At 67.3% G+C, this 17,772-nt stretch carries 19 protein-coding genes; 11 read left to right on the top strand and 8 right to left on the bottom strand.

The annotated features are described in order from the left end of the window. Nucleotides 1–36: 36 nt before the first annotated feature. Genes BLU18_RS01010 through BLU18_RS00995 form a run of 4 tightly spaced genes read left to right on the top strand, consistent with a single transcriptional unit; the run spans nucleotide 37 to nucleotide 2,399 of the window. Entirely contained in the window at nucleotides 37–330 is a 294-nt protein-coding gene (locus BLU18_RS01010) for a DUF5779 family protein (RefSeq protein WP_092630097.1), read from the top strand. A 39-nt stretch (nucleotides 331–369) separates the two neighbouring features. Then, entirely contained in the window at nucleotides 370–1,050 is a 681-nt protein-coding gene (locus BLU18_RS01005; protein WP_092630094.1) for a hypothetical protein, read from the top strand. Next, nucleotides 1,047–1,484 carry a JAB/MPN domain protein-containing protein gene (locus BLU18_RS01000; RefSeq protein WP_245697845.1) on the top strand — a complete coding sequence of 146 codons (438 nt, stop codon included), beginning with the start codon at nucleotides 1,047–1,049 and terminating at the stop codon, nucleotides 1,482–1,484. The genes BLU18_RS01005 and BLU18_RS01000 overlap by 4 nt, the downstream gene beginning before the upstream one ends. Before the next feature lie 39 nt (nucleotides 1,485–1,523). Next, nucleotides 1,524–2,399 (top strand): bifunctional 5,10-methylenetetrahydrofolate dehydrogenase/5,10-methenyltetrahydrofolate cyclohydrolase, encoded by an 876-nt coding sequence (locus BLU18_RS00995; RefSeq protein ID WP_092630092.1) that lies wholly within the window; start codon nucleotides 1,524–1,526, stop codon nucleotides 2,397–2,399. A gap of 61 nt (nucleotides 2,400–2,460) precedes the next feature. Here the strand turns inward: BLU18_RS00995 and BLU18_RS00990 are convergent, their stop codons facing one another. Next, the gene (locus BLU18_RS00990; protein ID WP_092630089.1) at nucleotides 2,461–2,670 is read right to left on the bottom strand and encodes a ribbon-helix-helix domain-containing protein; all 210 of its coding nucleotides are present in this window, start codon (nucleotides 2,668–2,670) and stop codon (nucleotides 2,461–2,463) included. 92 nt (nucleotides 2,671–2,762) lie between these two features. Here BLU18_RS00990 and BLU18_RS00985 point away from each other — a divergent pair, with 92 nt between their 5' ends. Then, nucleotides 2,763–3,089, top strand: a complete 327-nt coding sequence (locus tag BLU18_RS00985) for a DUF5789 family protein (protein WP_092630086.1) — start codon at nucleotides 2,763–2,765, stop codon at nucleotides 3,087–3,089. Between the two features lie 94 nt (nucleotides 3,090–3,183). Continuing rightward, the gene (locus BLU18_RS00980; RefSeq protein ID WP_092630083.1) at nucleotides 3,184–5,478 is read left to right on the top strand and encodes a nitric-oxide reductase large subunit; all 2,295 of its coding nucleotides are present in this window, start codon (nucleotides 3,184–3,186) and stop codon (nucleotides 5,476–5,478) included. A gap of 9 nt (nucleotides 5,479–5,487) precedes the next feature. Here the strand turns inward: BLU18_RS00980 and BLU18_RS00975 are convergent, their stop codons facing one another. Continuing rightward, nucleotides 5,488–5,826, bottom strand: coding sequence for a hypothetical protein (locus BLU18_RS00975; RefSeq protein ID WP_092630080.1), 339 nt, complete (start codon nucleotides 5,824–5,826; stop codon nucleotides 5,488–5,490). Beyond that, nucleotides 5,804–5,932 (bottom strand): hypothetical protein, encoded by a 129-nt coding sequence (locus BLU18_RS15155; RefSeq protein ID WP_281241027.1) that lies wholly within the window; start codon nucleotides 5,930–5,932, stop codon nucleotides 5,804–5,806. The genes BLU18_RS00975 and BLU18_RS15155 overlap by 23 nt, the downstream gene beginning before the upstream one ends. Here BLU18_RS15155 and BLU18_RS00970 point away from each other — a divergent pair. After that, on the top strand, nucleotides 5,922–7,280 hold the full coding sequence (locus tag BLU18_RS00970) for an MFS transporter (protein ID WP_245697843.1): 1,359 nt from the start codon (nucleotides 5,922–5,924) through the stop codon (nucleotides 7,278–7,280). The genes BLU18_RS15155 and BLU18_RS00970 overlap by 11 nt on opposite strands. On the opposite strand, the gene menE is transcribed toward BLU18_RS00970, so the two are convergent. From menE to BLU18_RS00950, 4 genes are all read right to left on the bottom strand, one after another. Continuing rightward, the gene (menE, locus tag BLU18_RS00965) at nucleotides 7,277–8,758 is read right to left on the bottom strand and encodes an o-succinylbenzoate--CoA ligase (protein ID WP_143025206.1); all 1,482 of its coding nucleotides are present in this window, start codon (nucleotides 8,756–8,758) and stop codon (nucleotides 7,277–7,279) included. The genes BLU18_RS00970 and menE overlap by 4 nt on opposite strands. Continuing rightward, nucleotides 8,755–9,141 (bottom strand): methylmalonyl-CoA epimerase, encoded by a 387-nt coding sequence (gene mce, locus BLU18_RS00960; protein WP_092630074.1) that lies wholly within the window; start codon nucleotides 9,139–9,141, stop codon nucleotides 8,755–8,757. The genes menE and mce overlap by 4 nt, the downstream gene beginning before the upstream one ends. Nucleotides 9,142–9,180: 39 nt before the next feature. Then, nucleotides 9,181–9,483, bottom strand: a complete 303-nt coding sequence (locus tag BLU18_RS00955; RefSeq protein WP_092630071.1) for a hypothetical protein — start codon at nucleotides 9,481–9,483, stop codon at nucleotides 9,181–9,183. Nucleotides 9,484–9,603: 120 nt separating this feature from the next. Beyond that, complete coding sequence (locus tag BLU18_RS00950) at nucleotides 9,604–11,106, bottom strand: BCCT family transporter (protein WP_176791153.1); 1,503 nt, start codon at nucleotides 11,104–11,106, stop codon at nucleotides 9,604–9,606. Nucleotides 11,107–11,229: 123 nt separating this feature from the next. Between BLU18_RS00950 and BLU18_RS00945 the strand changes: the two genes are divergently transcribed. Together BLU18_RS00945 and BLU18_RS00940 are read left to right on the top strand one after the other, a co-directional pair. Further along, nucleotides 11,230–12,579 carry an NtaA/DmoA family FMN-dependent monooxygenase gene (locus BLU18_RS00945; RefSeq protein ID WP_092630065.1) on the top strand — a complete coding sequence of 450 codons (1,350 nt, stop codon included), beginning with the start codon at nucleotides 11,230–11,232 and terminating at the stop codon, nucleotides 12,577–12,579. Nucleotides 12,580–12,639: 60 nt separating this feature from the next. Continuing rightward, nucleotides 12,640–13,080, top strand: a complete 441-nt coding sequence (locus BLU18_RS00940; RefSeq protein ID WP_092630062.1) for a universal stress protein — start codon at nucleotides 12,640–12,642, stop codon at nucleotides 13,078–13,080. Nucleotides 13,081–13,089: 9 nt separating this feature from the next. Here the strand turns inward: BLU18_RS00940 and BLU18_RS00935 are convergent, their stop codons facing one another. Next, on the bottom strand, nucleotides 13,090–14,766 hold the full coding sequence (locus tag BLU18_RS00935; protein WP_092630059.1) for an acyl-CoA mutase large subunit family protein: 1,677 nt from the start codon (nucleotides 14,764–14,766) through the stop codon (nucleotides 13,090–13,092). Between the two features lie 114 nt (nucleotides 14,767–14,880). Between BLU18_RS00935 and BLU18_RS00930 the strand changes: the two genes are divergently transcribed. After that, nucleotides 14,881–15,234 (top strand): SHOCT domain-containing protein, encoded by a 354-nt coding sequence (locus BLU18_RS00930; RefSeq protein WP_092630056.1) that lies wholly within the window; start codon nucleotides 14,881–14,883, stop codon nucleotides 15,232–15,234. 134 nt (nucleotides 15,235–15,368) lie between these two features. Further along, nucleotides 15,369–17,759 (top strand): methyl-accepting chemotaxis protein, encoded by a 2,391-nt coding sequence (locus BLU18_RS00925; RefSeq protein ID WP_092630052.1) that lies wholly within the window; start codon nucleotides 15,369–15,371, stop codon nucleotides 17,757–17,759. Nucleotides 17,760–17,772: the final 13 nt, after the last annotated feature.

Here is a 17,772-nt window from a genome sequence, read left to right as displayed (position 1 = left end):
CCGAACGCTTTTCTTTCGGCCGAGCGACCTGCCGCCATGAGCGAATTCGATCTCGACCTCCGGAACGCGGAGGCCCAACTCGAGGACGTCGAGGACGGCGACTCGGAGGTGGTGCTGGGCGTCCTCGACGGCAGCACCGACCCGGCGGAGTGGATACGCGCCGTCGAAGCCGGCAAGATACTGGTGTTGAGCGTCGAGGGCGACCTCAATCGGCTGGCGGCCGGGTTCGCCCGCGAGGTCCGCGACGCCGGCGGGACGCTCATGCGCTTCCGTGGCTTCCTCGTCGTGACCCCGCCCGGCGTCGGCATCGACACCGACCGCCTCGCGTAGGCATCGAGGGTTTATGAGCGTGCCGTCCCACGGTCCGGTATGGCTCTGAAGGGCGGCCGCGCGAACCTCCGCGAAATCGACCGCTGGGACGGCGGAGTCGGCTGGATTTCCTATCCGGACGAGCAGATGCAACGGGCGAGTCACGCCCTCGACACCGACGACGGCGTGTGGGTCGTCGACCCGGTGGACGCCCCCGGCGTCGACGACTTGCTCGCCGACCTCGGCGAGGTTGCCGGCGTCGTCCTCTGTCTCGACCGACACAAGCGCGACGCGGCGGCAGTCGCCACTCGTCACGACGTGCCCGTCTCTATCCCTCGCTGGATGGACGGCGTCGCCCCGAAACTCGACGCCCCTGTCGAGCGCGTTGGCAACGAACTCGGTAACTCGGGCTACGAGGTCCACCGCGTCCGCGACGCCTCGTTCCCGCCGTGGCAGGAGGCCGCCCTCTACGGCCCGGACGACACCCTCCTCGTCGCCGAGGCGGTGGGGTCAGTCTCGTTCTTCTGCGCCGGCGACGAACGCCTCGGCGTCCACCCCATGCTCCGCCCGATACCGCCCCGGGACGCACTCGGCGACTTCACGCCCGAGCGCATCCTCGTCGGCCACGGCGAGGGCGTCTTCGAGGACGCGACGCCCGCGCTCCACGACGCCCTCGACGGCGCGCGTCGCCGCCTCCCCGCCGCGTACGCGAAGATGGCCCGCGGGATGCTACTGGGGTGAGCCGGCCCGACGAGGAGGCCGCGCCCGTCTACGCCACCCGCGGTCTCGTCGACTTACTCCTCGAACGCGCGGCGGCCGCCGAACCGTCGCAGGTGAACGCTGTCCTCGATTCGACGCCCGCCGCCGACTTCGAGACGGACCTCGGTCTCGACCCGTCGACACCCGTGTTGAGTCACGTCTACCTCCCCGCGTCGGGGAGCGCTGTCAGCGACGTCTTCGGCGTCGACCTCGGAACCCCCGCCGGACGGGGGCGAGCGCGCTTTCTCACGCATCCGCAGGGACCGGCGACGCTGACCCGGCGCGACGACCTGGCCGGCGTCGTGTTGCTCGCGGTGCCGCCGTGGGAGGAAATTCAGGCCTTCGACCGTCGGAGCCGACGCCTCTCGCTGACGGTGTTCGACGCTGAACCGCCCACGGAGTCGCTGCCCGAGTAGAGCCGAACGCCTTTGACGCCGCCGTCCGAGCGCCAACCCATGTCCGAACCCCGACGACTCGGCGGCCGCGACGCCGCCGACCGGGTCGAACGCGACGCACTCGACCGCCTCGAAGCGTGTCGCGAGGCTGGCGTCGACCCCTGTCTCGCGACGCTCCTCGTCGGCGACGACCCGGACGCCCACCGGTTCATGGACTACAAGCACGAGGCGTGTGCCGACGCCGGCATCGACACCAAACGGGTGGACCTCCCCGCCGACACCCCCGCAGAAACGGTGTACGAGAAGGTCACCGACCTCGCGACCGACCCGGACGTCACCGCGTTGTTCGTCCAGGTGCCGCTTCCGGCGCACGTCGACGCGACGGAAGTCCGGCGTCGCGTTCCCTCCGAAAAGGACGTGGACTGCTTCGCGCCCGCGAACGTCGGCCGACTGGTTCAGGGTGCCCCCCGCGTGCGACCGGTGACGGAGCTCGCCGTCGACCGACTCCTCTCGGCACACGACGTGGCCGTGGCCGGGCGGGACGCCGTCGTCGTCGGGCGGACCCCCGCCATCGGCACGCCAATCGCCCACCTGCTCTGTCGGCGCGACGCGACGGTGACGGTCTGTCACTCGCGGACGCAGGACCTCGCGGCGAAGACGCGCGCCGCCGACCTCCTCGTCACGGCGGCGGGTGTGCCGGAACTCGTCGACGGGTCGATGGTCTCGGAGGGGGTCGTCGTCGTCGACGTGAGCGTCAACCGCGTCCAGCGAGATGGCGAGTCGCACGTCGTCGGCGACGTGGACGCCGAAAGCGTGGGGGAGAAGGCGGCGGCGATGACGCCCGTTCCGGGCGGCGTTGGCCCGCTGACGATGGCGTTCCTGCTTCGAAATCTCGTCGCGGTCAGCGAGCCATCCCCACAAGAGACGGGCGGGTGAGTCTCGCGGTCGTACAGTATCGTGAGTCGGTGGGTCGGCGACCCACCGGAAAACAGTCGTCTCAGTCGAGGTAGCCGAGGTCGGCCAACTGCTCGGCAATCTCCTCGAACTCCGATTCGGTCAGCTCGCCGCGGCGCTGATGCTGGATGACGATGCTGCGGAGGAGGAAGCGAACGAGGTCGCTCGTGCTGGAGAAGCTGGTCCCCTCGATGGTCTCTTCGATGCGGTCGCCGAGGTCCTTCGGGATAGAGACCGTCGTGTACTCGGTCATGGGTGTACGGAGGTGAGCCGGCCGGATATACCCTCCGCGACGGCGCGAGCGCGTGGCGGTCGTTTTTTGTAGATCGATGACAACGCCCGGTAATGGCAGCCAGGCCGCCACAGCAGAACACGTCGTCGCCGGACTCGATAGAGTTCGGTATCGCTGCGCTGGTCGACCACCTCGACCACGCGGATATCGAGTACCCCGCCACCAGCGACGAAATCGTGCACGAACTCGGCGACCCGGCCATCCCGTACGACGGCGCCAGCAACACCGTCGCGGTGTCGGAAGCACTCGACCAACTCCCGAAGCGAACCTTCGACTCGGAGTCCGAACTCCTCGATACGCTCCATCCGGTCTTCGAGGAGTACCGCGTCTCGTCGGGTAGCGGCTTCCTCGGCCGCCTCCGCGGTCTCCTCCCGTTCTAAGATTTTTGTGGGTTGACAACCCATGACAAGGGCGTTCGGAGAGTCGAACATGTTCGGACGAAAGCCCAACGGGATTCCGACGTGACCTCTATCTATGCAGGTACGTAGACGAACACTGGCGAAGTTGTTGCTCGTCGTCTTCGTGGGCAACCTCGTGGTGATGGGTGCCGGTGCCTGGTACTCGTACCAGCAGGCGCCGCCGATTCCACAGGAGTTCACCGGCCCGGACGGCGACACGGTCGTAACGGGCGAACAAATTCGTGAAGGCAAGACCGTCTTCCAGTCGGACGGCCTGATGAATCACGGGTCCATCCTCGGCAACGGGGCGTACTTCGGGAGCGACTACACCGCAGACACGCTCGACCGCAAAGTGAGATATATGCGGGAGTACTACGCCGAGGAGCGGTACGGAACGGGGTACGATAGCCTCGACAGCGCCGAACAGGCGGCCGTCGACAGCGTCGTCGAGGAGGACCTCGATTCGACGGACACCACGGCCCCGGTCGAATACTCCGCCGCAGAAGTGTACGCCCACCAGCAGGTGCGAGAGGACTACGTCGAGCGCTACCACGAGGGGAGTCTGGAACACGGCCTCCCCGAAGGGACCATCGAGTCCGCCGACGACGCGCGTCGGTTCGCCGACTTCGCGCTCTGGACGGCCTGGTTCTCGCACACCGAACGGCCGGGCAGCGACCACACCTACACGAACGACTGGCCGTACGCCCCCATCGCAGGTAACGAGCCCACCGCGGGAACGATGACGTGGAGCGTCATCGCCATGGTGTTGCTCGTCGCCGGCGCGGGCATCGGCGTCTGGCTCTACCGCTCGGTCGAGTTGCCAGAACCCGAAACGCACGGCGTCTCGGTGCCACATCCCGACGACATCGACCTCCTCCCGAGTCAGCGGGCAGCGACGCGGTTCATACCCGTCGCAGCCGGCCTGTTCCTCGCACAGGTGTTGCTCGGGGGACTGCTCGCACACTACTACATCGAGCGCGACGGCTTCTTCGGACTCGGGGAACTCCTCGGCATCGACTTCGTCGGCCTCCTCCCCTTCGCGCTCGCCAAGACGTACCACCTCGACCTCGGCATCCTCTGGATTGCGACGCTGTGGCTCGGCGCGGGCCTATTCCTGCCGCCGCTCCTGACGGGGACGGAGCCCAAAAACCAGACGCGATACATCCACACGCTCATCGGCGCCTTGCTCGTCGTCGTCGTGGGCGGGTTCGCGGGTATCTGGCTCGGGACCAACGGTTACATCGATGGCCAGCTCTGGTGGCTCCTCGGCAACGAGGGCCTCGAATACTTGGAAGTCGGCCGGGTGTGGCAGCTCGGCCTCCTCGCAGGCTTCGTCGGCTGGGCGGCGCTGGTCGCCCGCGGCTTCAAGCCACTCCTCGACCGGGAACAGCCCTACGGACTGGCGCACATGATACTCTACGCGGGTGGGTCCATCGCCTTGCTGTTCACGGCGGGCCTGCTCTACACCCCTCAGACCAACATCGTCGTCACGGAGTTCTGGCGGTGGTGGGTGGTCCATATGTGGGTCGAGGGCGCGTTCGAGTTCTTCATCGTCGCCATCGTCGGCATCACGCTGGTGTCGATGAACCTGCTCAAGCGGCGCTCCGCCGAGAAGGCGGTCATGTTCCAGGCGCTGTTCGTGATGGGGTCGGGCGTCATCGGCGTCTCACACCACTACTGGTGGATCGGTCAACCCGACGTGTGGCTGCCCTTCGGTTCCGTCTTCTCGACGCTCGAGCTCATCCCCCTCGTGCTCATCCTGTTCGAGGCGCTCAACGAGTACCGCGCGCTCGCCACCGCCGGGGAGTCGTTCCCCTACTCCCTGCCCTTCGCGTTCATCATCGCGTCGGGCTTCTGGAACTTCGTCGGCGCGGGCGTCCTCGGATTCTTCATCAACCTCCCCATCATCAACTACTACGAGCACGGAACCTACCTGACCGTCGGCCACGCGCACGCGGCCATGTTCGGTGCCTTCGGCTTCCTCGCCCTCGGCATGGTCACCTACATGCTCCGCATCTCGGTCAGTCCCGGGCAGTGGAATCCCCGGCGCCTGAAGTGGTCGTTCTGGCTCTGGAACGTCGGCCTCGCAGTGATGGTCTTCGTGTCCGTCCTGCCCGTCGGCTTCCTGCAGCTGGAGACGGCCTTCACCGCCGGCTACGACGCCGCCCGGAGCCTCGCGTTCTACAACAGCGACCTCGTTCAGTTGCTGTTCTGGGCGCGTCTCCCCGGGGACACCCTGCTCATCCTCGGCACCGTCGTCTTCGCCTACGACACGGTGAAACAGCGGTTCACCATCCGCGACACGACGGCGCCGTCGGGGAGTGAATCGAGCATCGTCGCCAGCCGCATCTTCGCGGAAGACGACGACTGAACACGGCGGTCACTCCGCCGTCGCGGTTTCGTTTTCGCACGGGTCGCCGGTGTACCAGACGACGAGGTGCGGGTCCGGCCGCTGCTCGCCGATTTCGAGCCGCAACCCCAGACAGTCGGCGTCGTGGGCCGTGAAGTCGAACTGCGTCGCGGCGGACGTCTGTTCGTCGCGTCGCGCGAGCAAGCGCGTCGGCTCTAGGTCCGGGGGATACCCCTCGAACGTCGCAGTTCCGAGTCCCTCGTCGTCGGCCGCGGGGACCTGTTGGCTCGCCCAGTGGGCCAGCGAGTCGCCGTCGAACAGGAGGACATGGACGGTGTGTGCGCGACTATCTTGGTTCGTGACCCGCAAGGTGGTCGAGCTTCGACGGGGAGTCGCCCGCCCCACAGCCAGCGAGACTGCCGCAGAGGGCGACGCCAGCTGTGCCGAGGAGTGCGCGGCGAGTCGTGGAGGGCATCGGCGCTGACGTGTGCTGTCTCGGACATAAATCCGCCGGCGAGACGCGACTCGGAAACGAACCGTTCACGTGGGGGCGACCCCGACTCCACGGCGTGCTGGGCTCGACGCTCGACGCTGTCAGGGGGTTCCGGCGTCCGGTCTACGCCGTCGCCGGGGGGCGACTCATCAACGTCTTCGGCTCCGGTCTGGTCTACCCGTTCGCGAGCATCCACTTCCACCTCGAAGTGGGCATCGCTCTCTCCATCGTCGGCCTCGGTTTACTCGCCAACAACGTCGCTACCGCGACGGGCACCGCCGTCGGCGGCTACCTCGCGGACCGCTACGGTCGCCGCCCGGTGATGGTCGGGAGCATGGCGCTGTCGGCGGTGACGCTCGCGGCCTACGCCCTCGTCACCACCGGTGCGGGGTTCGTCGCGGTGGCCACCGCCGCCGGCCTGACCATGGGGCTGTACGCCCCGGCGAGTCAGGCGATGATAGCCGACCTCACCAACCCAGAAGAGCGCGAACGGGGGTACGGCCTCCTGAAAGTCGCGAGCAACGTCGGCTTCGGGTCCGGGTTCGTCGTCGGCGGGATTCTCTACGAGTTCGCGAGCGTCGCCGTTTTCGTCGCCGATGGCCTTACCTCCGCTATCGTCGCAGTCGTCCTCCTCGCGGTCCTCCCCCGCGTTCACGAGGGGCGGCCCGCGGCCACCCTCTCCGAGAGCGTCGGCGACTGGGGACGCGCCATCTCGCGTCACCGACTCGTCGCCCTCGCCCTCCTCAACGTCGGCTTCGCGGTCATGTACGCCCAGATGCAGGCGACGGTGCCCGTCGTCGCCAGCGAGACGCTCGGCCTGAGTTCGGCCCAAATCGGGACGCTGTTCGTCCTGAACCCCCTCGTCCTCGTCGTCTTCCAGATGCCCGTCCTCGGCGCCATCAGCGACTGGCGGCGCACGCGCGGCCTCGTCGCCTCGACGGCGTTCTGGGGCGTGAGCTTCCTCGCCGTCGCCGCCGTCGAAGTCGTCGCCGGCGACGCGTCGCTGTTCGGCGTCGACGCCACCCTCGTCGGCGTCGTCCTGATAGGCGTCTTCCTCGTCCTCCGGACCGTCGGCGAGGTGTTTCACTCGCCGCTCGTCACGTCGCTGGCGAGTGACCTCGGCCACGCCGACGGGCGCGGCTCTCGGCTCTCGCTCATCGAAATCGCCAAGCGCGTCGGGATGGGGCTAGGCGCCGCGCTCGGCGGTGCGTTCTTCGACTTCGGCTTCGCGGCCCTCCTCTGGCCGGCGCTCGTCGTCGGGTGTGTCGGGCTGGCGGTCGGCCTCTTCGCGCTCGAACGGCGCGTGACGCCAGCCGAAAACGGAATCTAGAACCGCTCGCGGACGGCGTCGCGGTCGACCGTCCCCGAGTCGGTCCGCGGAATCGCGTCGGCGAAGCGAATCGTCTTCGGCACCGCGTAGTCCGCGAGGCGGTCACGGCAGTGCTCGGTGAGCGTCGCCGCCGAGAGCGACGCGTCCGCGGGCACGACCAGCGCCGCCACGCGCTCACCCCACTCTTCGTCCGGGACCCCGACGACCGCCGCGTCGTCTACATCTGGGTGGTCCCGGAGCGCCTCAACCACCGTCGCGGGCGCGACGTTCTCGCCGCCGGTGAGAATCGTGTCGTCGGTCCGGCCGAGCACCCACAGTCGCCCGTCGCCGTCGCGATAGCCCACGTCGCCGGTGTGGAGTCCGTCATCGCCGAACGCCGCGGCCGTCGCCTCGGCGTCGAGATACCCCGGCGACACCGTCGGGCCAGAGACGACGAGTTCGCCCACCTCGCCCGGCGAGCGTTCGGTCCCGTCGTCGGCGCGGACGGACACCTCGGTCCCGAACAGCGGCCGGCCGACGGTTCCGGGGTGGGCCGCCGCCTCCGCGGGCGTCGCCGTCGCAATCTGTGACGCCGCCTCGGTCATGCCGTAGGTGGGGAACACGGGGACCGACCGCCGCTGGCACCGCTCCAGTAATTCCTCGGTGGCGGGCGCCCCGCCGAGGAGGACCGTCCGGAGCGAGGGCGCGAGGTCGCCGCTCGTCGCGTCGAGGAGACGGTCGAGCGTCGTCGGCACCAGCGAGGTGGCCGTCACGTCGTAGCGCTCGAAATCCGCCGCGACCGACTCGGCGTCGAACTCGGACCGGCAGACGACGGTCATGCCGTACAGCGGGCCGCGGACGACGGGCGTGAGGCCGCCGACGTGGTGAAGCGGGAGGGCGACGTGCCACGTCTCGGCACGGTCGAGACCCAGTCGGAACGCGGAGGCGGCGGCGCTCGCGAGGACGTTCCCGAGCGTCAGGCGAACGCCCTTCGGCACCCCCGTGGTGCCCGAGGTGAAGGGGACGAGAAGCGTCGCGTCGAGCGACCAGTCGTGGGGGACGACGGCGTCGGGTGAGCGGGCGGCGAGTTCGGTCGCCGCGTCGGCGTCGTCGACGGAGACGACGGGCACGTCGGCCGTCGCCGCGTCCGCGGCCGCGAGGGCATCAGCTTCGGTCGTCGCCCCACAGACCAGCGTCGTCACCTCGGCCCGGTCGAGTCGCGTCACGAGGTCGGCGGTCGACAGTCGCGTGCCGAGCGGCACGAGCACCGCCCCCAGTCGCATCGCGGCGTGAATCATCCGGACCGCGGCGGGGCGCGTCGGGAGCAAGACGCCGAGGCGGTCGCCGGGCTGGACGCCGAGCGCCGCGAGGCGGCCGGCGACGCGTTCGACGGCCGAATCGAGGTCCGCGACCGACCACTCGCGGTCGGTGTCGGCGTCGACCAGCGCCGTCGCGTCGGGCGTCGTCGCCGCCCGGTGGGTGAGCGGGCCGTACATCATCGCTCCACGAACTCGACGAGGACGCCGCCGGTCGATTGGGGGTGGAGGAAGGCAACGTCGTGACCCCACGCACCGGGCCGCGGCGTCTCGTCGACGAGTTCGACGCCCATCTCGCGAGCCGTCTCAAGGGCCGCGCTCACGTCCGGCGTCGCCAGCGCGACGTGGTGAAGTCCCGGTCCCTCGCGGTCGAGATAGCGAGGGATGGCCCCCTCGTCGTCGAGCGGTTCGAGCAGTTCGAGATACCCCTCGCCCACGTCGAGAAAGGTGACGTCGAGGCCGTCGAACGCCTCCCGGTGTGCGACCGGTGCGTCCAACATCGTGCCGAACAGGTCGGCGAGGGTCGCGGCATCGCGCGTCGCGATGCCGACGTGGTCGAATCGCATGCCCCCATCTCCGGGGGCCGGCGGCATATATCTGGTCGACTACGAGTCGTCGTCTTCGTCGTCGTCGCTGGGTTCGAACGGCGAGTCTTCGAGCGAGACGTAGGAGATTTTTCGCGCGCGCTCCGCGATGTCGTCCAGATAGTCGAGCGCGACGAAGTTGATACCGCGTTCGTTGTAGGCTCGGAAACGACCGTCGACGAGGCCGAGATACTCCGTCTCGCCGTCGAGCGGGTCGATTTCGAGCACCCAGTCGGGGCCGTGCTCGTTCAGCCACGTCGCAATCGTGTTGTCCGTGATAGTGTCCCGGTCGAGCTCGTCGCCCGAGGGTTCGGTCTGACTCATCACCCGGTGAATGGACGGGGGTAACTAAACGTTGTTCCCGTCCCGGGCGTCGGTGGACCCCGAATCGGTGGCATGTCGTCGATTACGACCGCCTCGTGTCGACCGGCATCGGAACTGCCGTCAGCCGTCGGGGTCGTGCTGGAACAGGACGTAGCCCACGACGAGATAGAGCCCGGTAAAGGGGAGTGCGAGCGTCGTCGAGAACGATTCGAGGACGCTCGTTCCCCCGCCCACGTACGTCGTCATCACGCCGATGGCGACCATGAGCAGTCCCCACGCGGCGCGATTGCGGACGTTCGGCTCTCGGTTGCCGAGGTTGATCGCTGACAGCATGTAGACGGCCGAGTCAAGCGAGGTCAGGATGTAGCCGACGAGGGCGAGGACGGCCAGGGCGGCCACGGCGTCGCTGTAGGGGAGGGCTTCGAGGGCCGCACTCAGGGCCGCGGCGTTGCCTCGCTGTTGGAGCGCCTGCAGAATCGTCTCGCGGTACGGTGGCGCGAGCGCGATGCCGCCGAGGACGCTGTGCTGGAAGAGCAGAAGCGAGGTCGGCGCGACACAGAGGCCCAAAAAGACCTCGCGGACGGTGCGGCCTTTCGAGACGCGAGCGACGAAACTGCCGACGAAGACGCCCCACGCGGCCCACCACGCCCACCAGAAACTCGTCCAGTTCTGCGGCCAGTGGCCGTCCGACATCGGCGCGGTGTACAGCATCAACTGGGGAAGGTTCCCCAACCAGACGCCCATCGCGTCCAGTCCAAGTTCGATGATGAAAAGCGACGGCCCGAGCACGAAGAGGACGACAGTCAACAGGACGTTCGCGAGGACGGCGATTCGCGCAGCGTTGCGGATGCCGCGACGCAGTCCCAGCCACACGTCGACGACGAAGAGCGCGGCGACGAGTGCGAACAGCCCCAGCGTGACGAGTCGAGAGTCGACGCCGTAGACGACGCTGACGATGGACCCGAGCTGGCGACCGATGAACCCGAGCGAGGTGGCCAAGCCACCGACGATTGCGACGAGGGAGACGAAGTCCACGAGCCAGTAGACGGCTCGAAACCGGTCGGGGTCGAGGAGCGGTCGGAGCACGCTACTCACTTTCCACGACTCCGTCCGCCAGACGACGAGTCCGAACGCGAGTCCAAACGGGAGATACCAGGCGATGAGCCCCGGCAGGATGTCGTGGAGGAAGACGAACGCGAGCGCCAACGACTCGATGGGGGGACCGCGTATCGGCGCCGGCGAGGGCGGGTTCGAGACTATCCACAGCGGTTCGGCGACGCCCCAGAAGAGCACCGAAATCGAGTAGCCGACGGTAAACACCATCGCGAGCCACGACAGGCGACCGAACTCGGGGTCGGCGTCCGGGCCACCGATACGGACGTGGCCGTACCGGGAGAGACAGAAGACGGTCAGGCCGACCGTCAGGAGGAAGCTCAACAGGATGAACCACCACCCGAAGTAGACGAGGACGAAGTCGAAGCTACTGCTGAAGACGCCGCCGACTTGCTCCGGATAGCGGATACCCGCAATCGCCAACGCCACGCTGAACGCCGCCACCAACACGAACAGCGCGAGTTCGCCACGCGACGCGTCGTCGAGACCGACAGGGGTCGACCATTTCATGCTAGACGTGTCGCCGTTCGTTGCGACTACTGACGAATAATACTTTCTAATAGGAAATATTGAAGAGATATCTCCTACAATAGTGCGTACCGAAAGCCGAAGTCGCGTACGAGACATTCACACATGTTCGACCTCATCGCGTACACGAACTGCAGTCACTCGCCGGTCGTCGAGGACGCGTGGCAGATGCCGAGCCACGGGCAGGCAGACGGATACACGGACCTCGGGTTCTGGACGGACCTCGCGACGCGTCTCGAACGCGGTGGGTTCACCGCGCTCTTTTTCGCAGACGCGTACAACGTCGCCAACCAGTACCGCGGGCGCATCGACCCGACGGTCCGCCGCGGCGAGCAGTTCCCCGAGAACGACCCGCTGCCGCTCCTCTCGGCTCTCGCCGGCGCGACGGACCGACTGGGTCTGGTGGCGACGGCCTCGACGTCGTTCTACCCGCCCTATCTCCTCGCGAAGAAACTCTCGACCATCGACGACCTGACCGACGGACGCCTCGGCTGGAACGTCGTCACGTCCGTCGGTGACCTCGAGTTCGAGAACGTCGTCGGCGACTACATCGACCACGACGAACGCTACGACCGCGCCGACGAGTATCTCGAGGTGTGTTACAAACTCTGGGAGCGGAGCTGGGCGGCCGACGCCGTGCGGCGGGACGAGGAAACGGGCACCTACGCCGACCCCGACCGGGTGTCGTTCGTCGACCACGAGGGCGACTACTTCGACGTGCCGGGACCACACATGTGCGCGCCCACGCCGCAGCGAACGCCGGTCGTCTTTCAGGCGGGGCAGTCCGACCGGGGTCGCGCGTTCGCCGCCCAACACGCCGAGGCGACCTTCTCCTTTCACCTCTCTCGGGCGGGGTTTGAGTCGTACGTCGAGGACCTCACCGAACGGGCCGTGGCGGCGGGACGAGACCCCGACGCGCTCAACGTCTACCCCGCGATCACCCCGTACGTCGCGCCGACCGAGACGGAGGCACGCGAGTGCTACGAGCGAGTCCTCGACGGCATCGACCCGGAAACCGGTCTGGTTCGGCTCTCGAACCACCTGAACCACGATTACTCCCAGTACGATCTGGACTCGCCGCTCGAAGATATCGAAGTCGACGGGATTCGAGGCGTGCTGAACGCCTTCGTCGACGACGACCAGACGTGGACAGTCCGGGAAGCCGCGATACGCTACGCGCGCTACCCGACGGTGGAACTGGTCGGCACGCCGTCGACCGTCGCGGACGAACTCGAGAAGTGGGGCGAAGCCGGGGCCGACGGGTTCGTCGTCATGGCGCCGCTGGTGCCGCGGCAGTTCGTCGACGTCGCCGACTACCTGATTCCGGAGCTGCGCGAACGCGGCCTGTATCCGGAGACGGTCGAACCGGGACAGACGCTTCGAGAACGGCTCTTCGGAGGTGACGCCACGGTTGCGGACACGCACCCGGCGGCAACGGTGGGCGAACGGGACTGAGCGACGGCCGCAGCGACCCACCATTCACCTTCAAGGCCGCCCCCCGCGTCGGGACGAGACATGTACGAGACGATTCTGGTGCCGACCGACGGCAGCGAGGGGTCGGTCGCTGCGGCGGCCCACGCCGTTAACCTCGCGGCGACACACGGTGCGACCGTACACGCCCTCTACGTCGTCGACGTGCGGATGAGTCCCGTCGACAGCGACATGGACCACGACGAGGCGGTCGCACTGGTCGAGGAATCCGACGTGGACCCGACCGCGGCGGTCCTCGACCGAGCGGAGCGCGCCGGCGTCCCCGCCGTCGAAGCCGTCCGCCTCGGCGTCCCCGACGAGTGCATCCGAGCGTACGCCGAGGAGGTCGATGCCGACCTCGTGGTGATGGGCACCCACGGACGGACGGGCGTCGAACACGCCATCCTCGGGAGCGTCACCGAACGCGTCGTCCGAACGCTCGACGTGCCCGTGTTGACCGTCCACCCGAGCGCCGCGGACGAGTGACTGCGGGCGTCACCGACCGGGCCGATACTCGCCGAACTCGTCGCGGAGGACGTTCGATATCTCGCCGACGGTGGCGTACGCCTTGACCGCGTCAACGATGGGCGGGAGGAGGTTGTCGTCGCCCTGTGCCGTCTCGCGGAGGGTCGCCAGCGCCGCCTCGACGGCCTCGTCGTCGCGCTCCTCGCGCACCGTCTCCAAGCGCTCGACCTGTCGGCGCTCGTCTTCCTCGGTCACCTCCTCCAAGTCGACTTCGGGGTCCTCGTCGACCTGATACTCGTTGACGCCGACGATGACGCGCTCGCCTTCTTCTATCTCCTGCTGGCGGTCGAACGCTACGTCCTGAATCTGTCCCTGCACCCACTGGGACTTCACCGCGTCGAGCATCCCGCCGCGCTGGTCGATTTCGTCCAAGAGGTCGAACGCCTCTGCCTCCAACTCGTCGGTCAGCGATTCGACGTAGTAACTCCCGGCCAGCGGGTCGATGGTGTCGGCGGCGCCGGATTCGTGCGCGAGAATCTGCTGGGTGCGAAGCGCCGTGCGAACGCTCTGTTCCGTCGGCAGCGCCAGCGCCTCGTCTTTGCCGTTGGTGTGGAGGCTCTGGGTGCCGCCGAGGACGGCCGCGAGTGCCTGATACGCGACGCGGACGACGTTGTTGTCTATCTGTTGGGCGGTGAGCGTCGACCCGCCGGTTTGGGCGTGGAACTTGAGCTGTTTGGATTTGGGGTTCTCGGCGCCGAAGCGGTCGTCCATAATCTGGGCCCACATCCGCCGGGCCGCCCGGAACTTCGCCACCTCCTCGAAGATGTTGTTGTGGGCGTTGAAGAAAAACGAGAGCTGTGGGGCGAAGTCATCGACAGCGAGGCCGGCGTCGAGCGCGGCGTTCACGTACTCGATGCCGTTGCCGAGGGTGAAGGCAATCTCCTGAGCGGCCGTCGACCCCGCCTCGCGGATGTGATAGCCCGAGATTGAGATGGTGTTGAAATTCGGTATCTCCGTGGCACAGAACTCGAAGATATCGGTGATGAGCCGCATCGATGGCTCAGGTGGGTAGATGTAGAGATTGCGGGCGATGTACTCCTTCATGATGTCGTTCTGGATGGTGCCCCGGAGTTCGTCGCGAGGCACGCCCTGCTGGTCACCGATGGCGACGTACATCGCCAGCAGGATGGCCGCCGGCGCGTTGATTGTCATGCTCGTCGACACCTCGTCGAGCGGAATGCCGTCGAACACCGTCTCCATGTCCCGAAGCGAGTCGATGGCGACGCCGGACTTCCCGACTTCGCCCGCGGCCATCGTCGCGTCGGAGTCGTAGCCCATCTGCGTCGGCAGGTCGAAGGCCATCGACAGGCCGGTCTGCCCCTCGTCGAGCAGGTAGTTGAAGCGCTCGTTGGTCTCGGCAGCGGTGCCCATGCCCGCGTACTGGCGCATCGTCCACAGGCGCCCGCGGTGCATCGTCGAGTAGACGCCGCGGGTGTACGGTTCCTCGCCCGGGAAGCCGATATCCGACTCGTAATCGAGGTCAGCCACGTCGGCGGGCGTGTAGAGCGGGGCTACCTCCTGCCCGCCGGTGTCGGTGGTGAACGTCTCCTTTCGCTCCCCGAACCGATCCACGGTCGGCCCGTACGTCTCGGCCTCCCACTCGGCTTTCGCCTCGCGGATCGCGTCGAGGTCGTCGGGGTCGAACATGGCTCAGCCGACGGCCGCCGCCGACTTATACTGTCGGCCCGCGATTCCCAGCCGCTGGGACTCGGCACAACTGGGAGGGATGCGGGGGCCGTATCCTCACGTGAGGTGACGACGATGCAACTTCCCACACCCACACGCCTCGACCGACCCGTCGCACAGTGGCAGCCGGGACCGCACGGCCCCGGTCACGGCCCGCATGGCGGCGGCCATCACTGGGGCACCGGCGCCGGAATGGGAGGCATGGACGCCGGCTTCGGGATGGGCGGTGGCTGGCTACTCACCCTCCTGTTTGCCCTCGCCGTCGTCGCCCTCGTCGCCGCAGCGGTCTACGTGGCCATCCGGGAGGGCGAGGGCGGCGAGGACGGGGCACTGGCCATCCTCCGTGAGCGGTACGCTGCCGGCGACCTCGACGAGGAGGAGTTCGAGCGCCGTCGGGAGCGCCTGACTGGTGGAACGGGCAGAGGCTGAACGCCTCTTCCCAATCTCTCGATTGATAACCGCAACCTGCTCTCTTTATACTATCGTTGAAATCGGGGGTATATGAAGAGCCGTAGAATTCGGAATCGGGGACGGTGTGCTGAGTCCAGTAGAGGGGGATGTGAATGAGATTCCTGCCGTCGTTCGTTCGGGATAGTTATCTGAAACAGTTCGCGGCTATCGTCGCAATCGTGTTGGTCGTCGTGTCCGGCGCCGGGTACTTCTTCCACGGAGAGGTGACAGAGGAAATCCACCACGAACGACAGAACGAACTGCGAACGATTGCCGGGCTGGAGGCCGACGCAGTCAGCGAGTGGCTGAACCGCAGCAGCGAGAAGACACGCTTGCTCTCCCAGTTCGAGACGGTTCGATCCGGCGACCGGGAGCGCATCGACTCGACGCTCGACAACGAACTCGAGCAGTTCGAGTCGATGCGGGCGATTCACTACGTCGACCTCAACTCTCGGCAGATTGTCGAGAGCACCGACGACGACCGGGTGGGCATGACAATATCCGGGGTGACGTGGGCACGCGGGTCGCCCGAGATGGACGACCCCTCGGCCGTTGCAGTCTCCAAGGCGTACAAACAAGACGACACCGAAGTGGTCGCGTTCCTCAGTCGGATCGAGGGGACGGATCGGGCTATCGTGCTGACCGCGAACGCCCGGGAGCGCGCCGACAAATTCCGAACGCCGAGCGAGTCAAGTTTCACGCAGGTGGTCGATAGTCACGGCATCGTTGAGTTCGCCCAGAACGAGGAGACGGCGTTCGAATCGTATCAGTACGGAGACGGGCACATCCAGAGGGCACGGAACGGGGAGGTAGGCGTGATGGACATGCCCGGTCAGAACCTCGTCGTCGGCTACGCACCCGTCAAGGGAACCGACTGGGTCGTCGTCACACACATGCCGCGGTCGGAGGCGTACGCGCTTGCCGGCGTCATCAAGCGTGATTTCCTGACGCTCATCGGCATCTCGCTCGCCGGCTTCCTTCTGATCGGCCTCACGCTCGGACGCGATACGGCGACGGCGCTGGATCGCCTCACCGAGAGCGCACAGGCCATCGCGCAGGGGAACCTCGATGTCGAGGTCGAATCGTCTGACCGTGAGGACGAGATCGGTGAGATGACGGCCGCGTTCGCCGAGATGCAGGCGTATCTCTCGACAGTCGCGGCGCAGGCCGAAGCGCTCGCGGAGCAACGGTTCGACGCGCCGGTGCTCGATCAGGAGGTGCCGGGCACGTTCGGCGAAACCATCGACCGCATGAGCGACGACGTGGAGCGTGCCCAACGCGAGGCCACGGAGGCAAAGCAGAACGCCGAGGCGGCACGCCGCGAGGTGGAAGACCTGAACGACGACCTGGAGGCCACAGCCGAGACGTTCGGCGAGACGATGGCGGCGGCTGCCGACGGCGATCTGACTCAACGGATGGACACGGATAGCCGGAGTGCAGCGATGGAGACAATCGCCGAGTCGTTCAACGATATGATGGCGGAGATGGAGGGAACGCTAAGCCGGATTCGGTCGTTCGCCGACGAGGTGGCGACTGCGAGCCAGCAGGTGACCGCGAGCACCGAGGAAGTCCGGAGCGCGAGCGCCGAAGTGAGCGAGTCGATTCAAGAGGTGTCGGCGGGCGCCGAACGACAGGACGAACGGCTCACGGAGATTTCGGGCGAGATGCAGAGCCTCTCGGGCGCCATCGAGGAAGTAGCGTCGTCGGCCGACGAAGTGGCGTCGACCGCCGACCGCGCCGCCGAGGTCAGCGAGTCCGGGAGCGATGCGGCTACGGACGCTATCGACGAACTGGCTCAGATTCAAACCCGAACCGACGAGACGGTCGACGAAGTCGTGTCGCTGGCCGAGGAGATCGACGAGATCAGCGAAATCGTCGAGTTGATCGCGGATATCGCCGAGCAGACCAACATGCTAGCGCTGAACGCCTCCATCGAGGCCGCCCGCGCCGACGTGGACGGCGACGGCTTCGCCGTCGTCGCGGACGAGATCAAGTCGCTCGCCGGCGAGGCTGCCGACGCCACCGAACGAATCGATCGCCGGATTACAGACGTGCAAGCATCCGCGAACAGCGCTGTCGACGACATGCAGGCGATGGGTGAGGGCGTCGAACACGGCGCCAAAACCATCGACGAGGCGCTCACCTCCCTCGACGAGGTGGCCGATCACGTCGGGGACCTCCACACGGGAGTCCGGGAGATCAGCGAAGCGACGGACGATCAGGCCACTTCGACCACCGACGTAGTCTCGATGCTCGACGAGGTCGAACGCGTCGCCGACCAGTCGAGCGCGGAGGCGGCAAACGTCTCCGCAGCGGCGGAAGAACAGACCTCGACGCTCGCGGACGTCTCGCAGAGCGCACAGGCGCTCACGGAGCAAGCCGACTCGCTTCAGGAACTGCTCGATCAGTTCACGGCCGACGCCCGGACAGTCTCGGCGGACGCGACCGACGCGACCGGAGCGACAGGCGCACGCACGTCGACGGACGGCGGCCTCGACGGCTGAACGCGGCATCCAC

The organism is Haloplanus vescus, assembly GCF_900107665.1.
Lineage (GTDB): Archaea > Halobacteriota > Halobacteria > Halobacteriales > Haloferacaceae > Haloplanus > Haloplanus vescus.
The sequence above is the reverse complement of the archived record's forward strand: the minus strand, read 5'-3'. Positions and strand labels throughout refer to the sequence as shown.

Bases quoted from the DNA above. Each gene is read 5' to 3' on its own strand.
- BLU18_RS00980 (WP_092630083.1), top strand. From the start codon at position 3,184: ATGCAGGTACGTAGACGAACACTGGCGAAGTTGTTGCTCGTCGTCTTC.
- BLU18_RS01010 (WP_092630097.1), top strand. From the start codon at position 37: ATGAGCGAATTCGATCTCGACCTCCGGAACGCGGAGGCCCAACTCGAG.
- BLU18_RS00925 (WP_092630052.1), top strand. From the start codon at position 15,369: ATGAGATTCCTGCCGTCGTTCGTTCGGGATAGTTATCTGAAACAGTTC.
- BLU18_RS00950 (WP_176791153.1), bottom strand. From the start codon at position 11,106: ATGAAATGGTCGACCCCTGTCGGTCTCGACGACGCGTCGCGTGGCGAA.
- BLU18_RS15155 (WP_281241027.1), bottom strand. From the start codon at position 5,932: ATGCCCTCCACGACTCGCCGCGCACTCCTCGGCACAGCTGGCGTCGCC.
- BLU18_RS00930 (WP_092630056.1), top strand. From the start codon at position 14,881: ATGCAACTTCCCACACCCACACGCCTCGACCGACCCGTCGCACAGTGG.
- BLU18_RS01005 (WP_092630094.1), top strand. From the start codon at position 370: ATGGCTCTGAAGGGCGGCCGCGCGAACCTCCGCGAAATCGACCGCTGG.
- menE (WP_143025206.1), bottom strand. From the start codon at position 8,758: ATGATGTACGGCCCGCTCACCCACCGGGCGGCGACGACGCCCGACGCG.
- BLU18_RS00955 (WP_092630071.1), bottom strand. From the start codon at position 9,483: ATGAGTCAGACCGAACCCTCGGGCGACGAGCTCGACCGGGACACTATC.
- BLU18_RS00945 (WP_092630065.1), top strand. From the start codon at position 11,230: ATGTTCGACCTCATCGCGTACACGAACTGCAGTCACTCGCCGGTCGTC.
- BLU18_RS00940 (WP_092630062.1), top strand. From the start codon at position 12,640: ATGTACGAGACGATTCTGGTGCCGACCGACGGCAGCGAGGGGTCGGTC.
- BLU18_RS00985 (WP_092630086.1), top strand. From the start codon at position 2,763: ATGGCAGCCAGGCCGCCACAGCAGAACACGTCGTCGCCGGACTCGATA.
- BLU18_RS00935 (WP_092630059.1), bottom strand. From the start codon at position 14,766: ATGTTCGACCCCGACGACCTCGACGCGATCCGCGAGGCGAAAGCCGAG.
- BLU18_RS00995 (WP_092630092.1), top strand. From the start codon at position 1,524: ATGTCCGAACCCCGACGACTCGGCGGCCGCGACGCCGCCGACCGGGTC.
- BLU18_RS00990 (WP_092630089.1), bottom strand. From the start codon at position 2,670: ATGACCGAGTACACGACGGTCTCTATCCCGAAGGACCTCGGCGACCGC.
- mce (WP_092630074.1), bottom strand. From the start codon at position 9,141: ATGCGATTCGACCACGTCGGCATCGCGACGCGCGATGCCGCGACCCTC.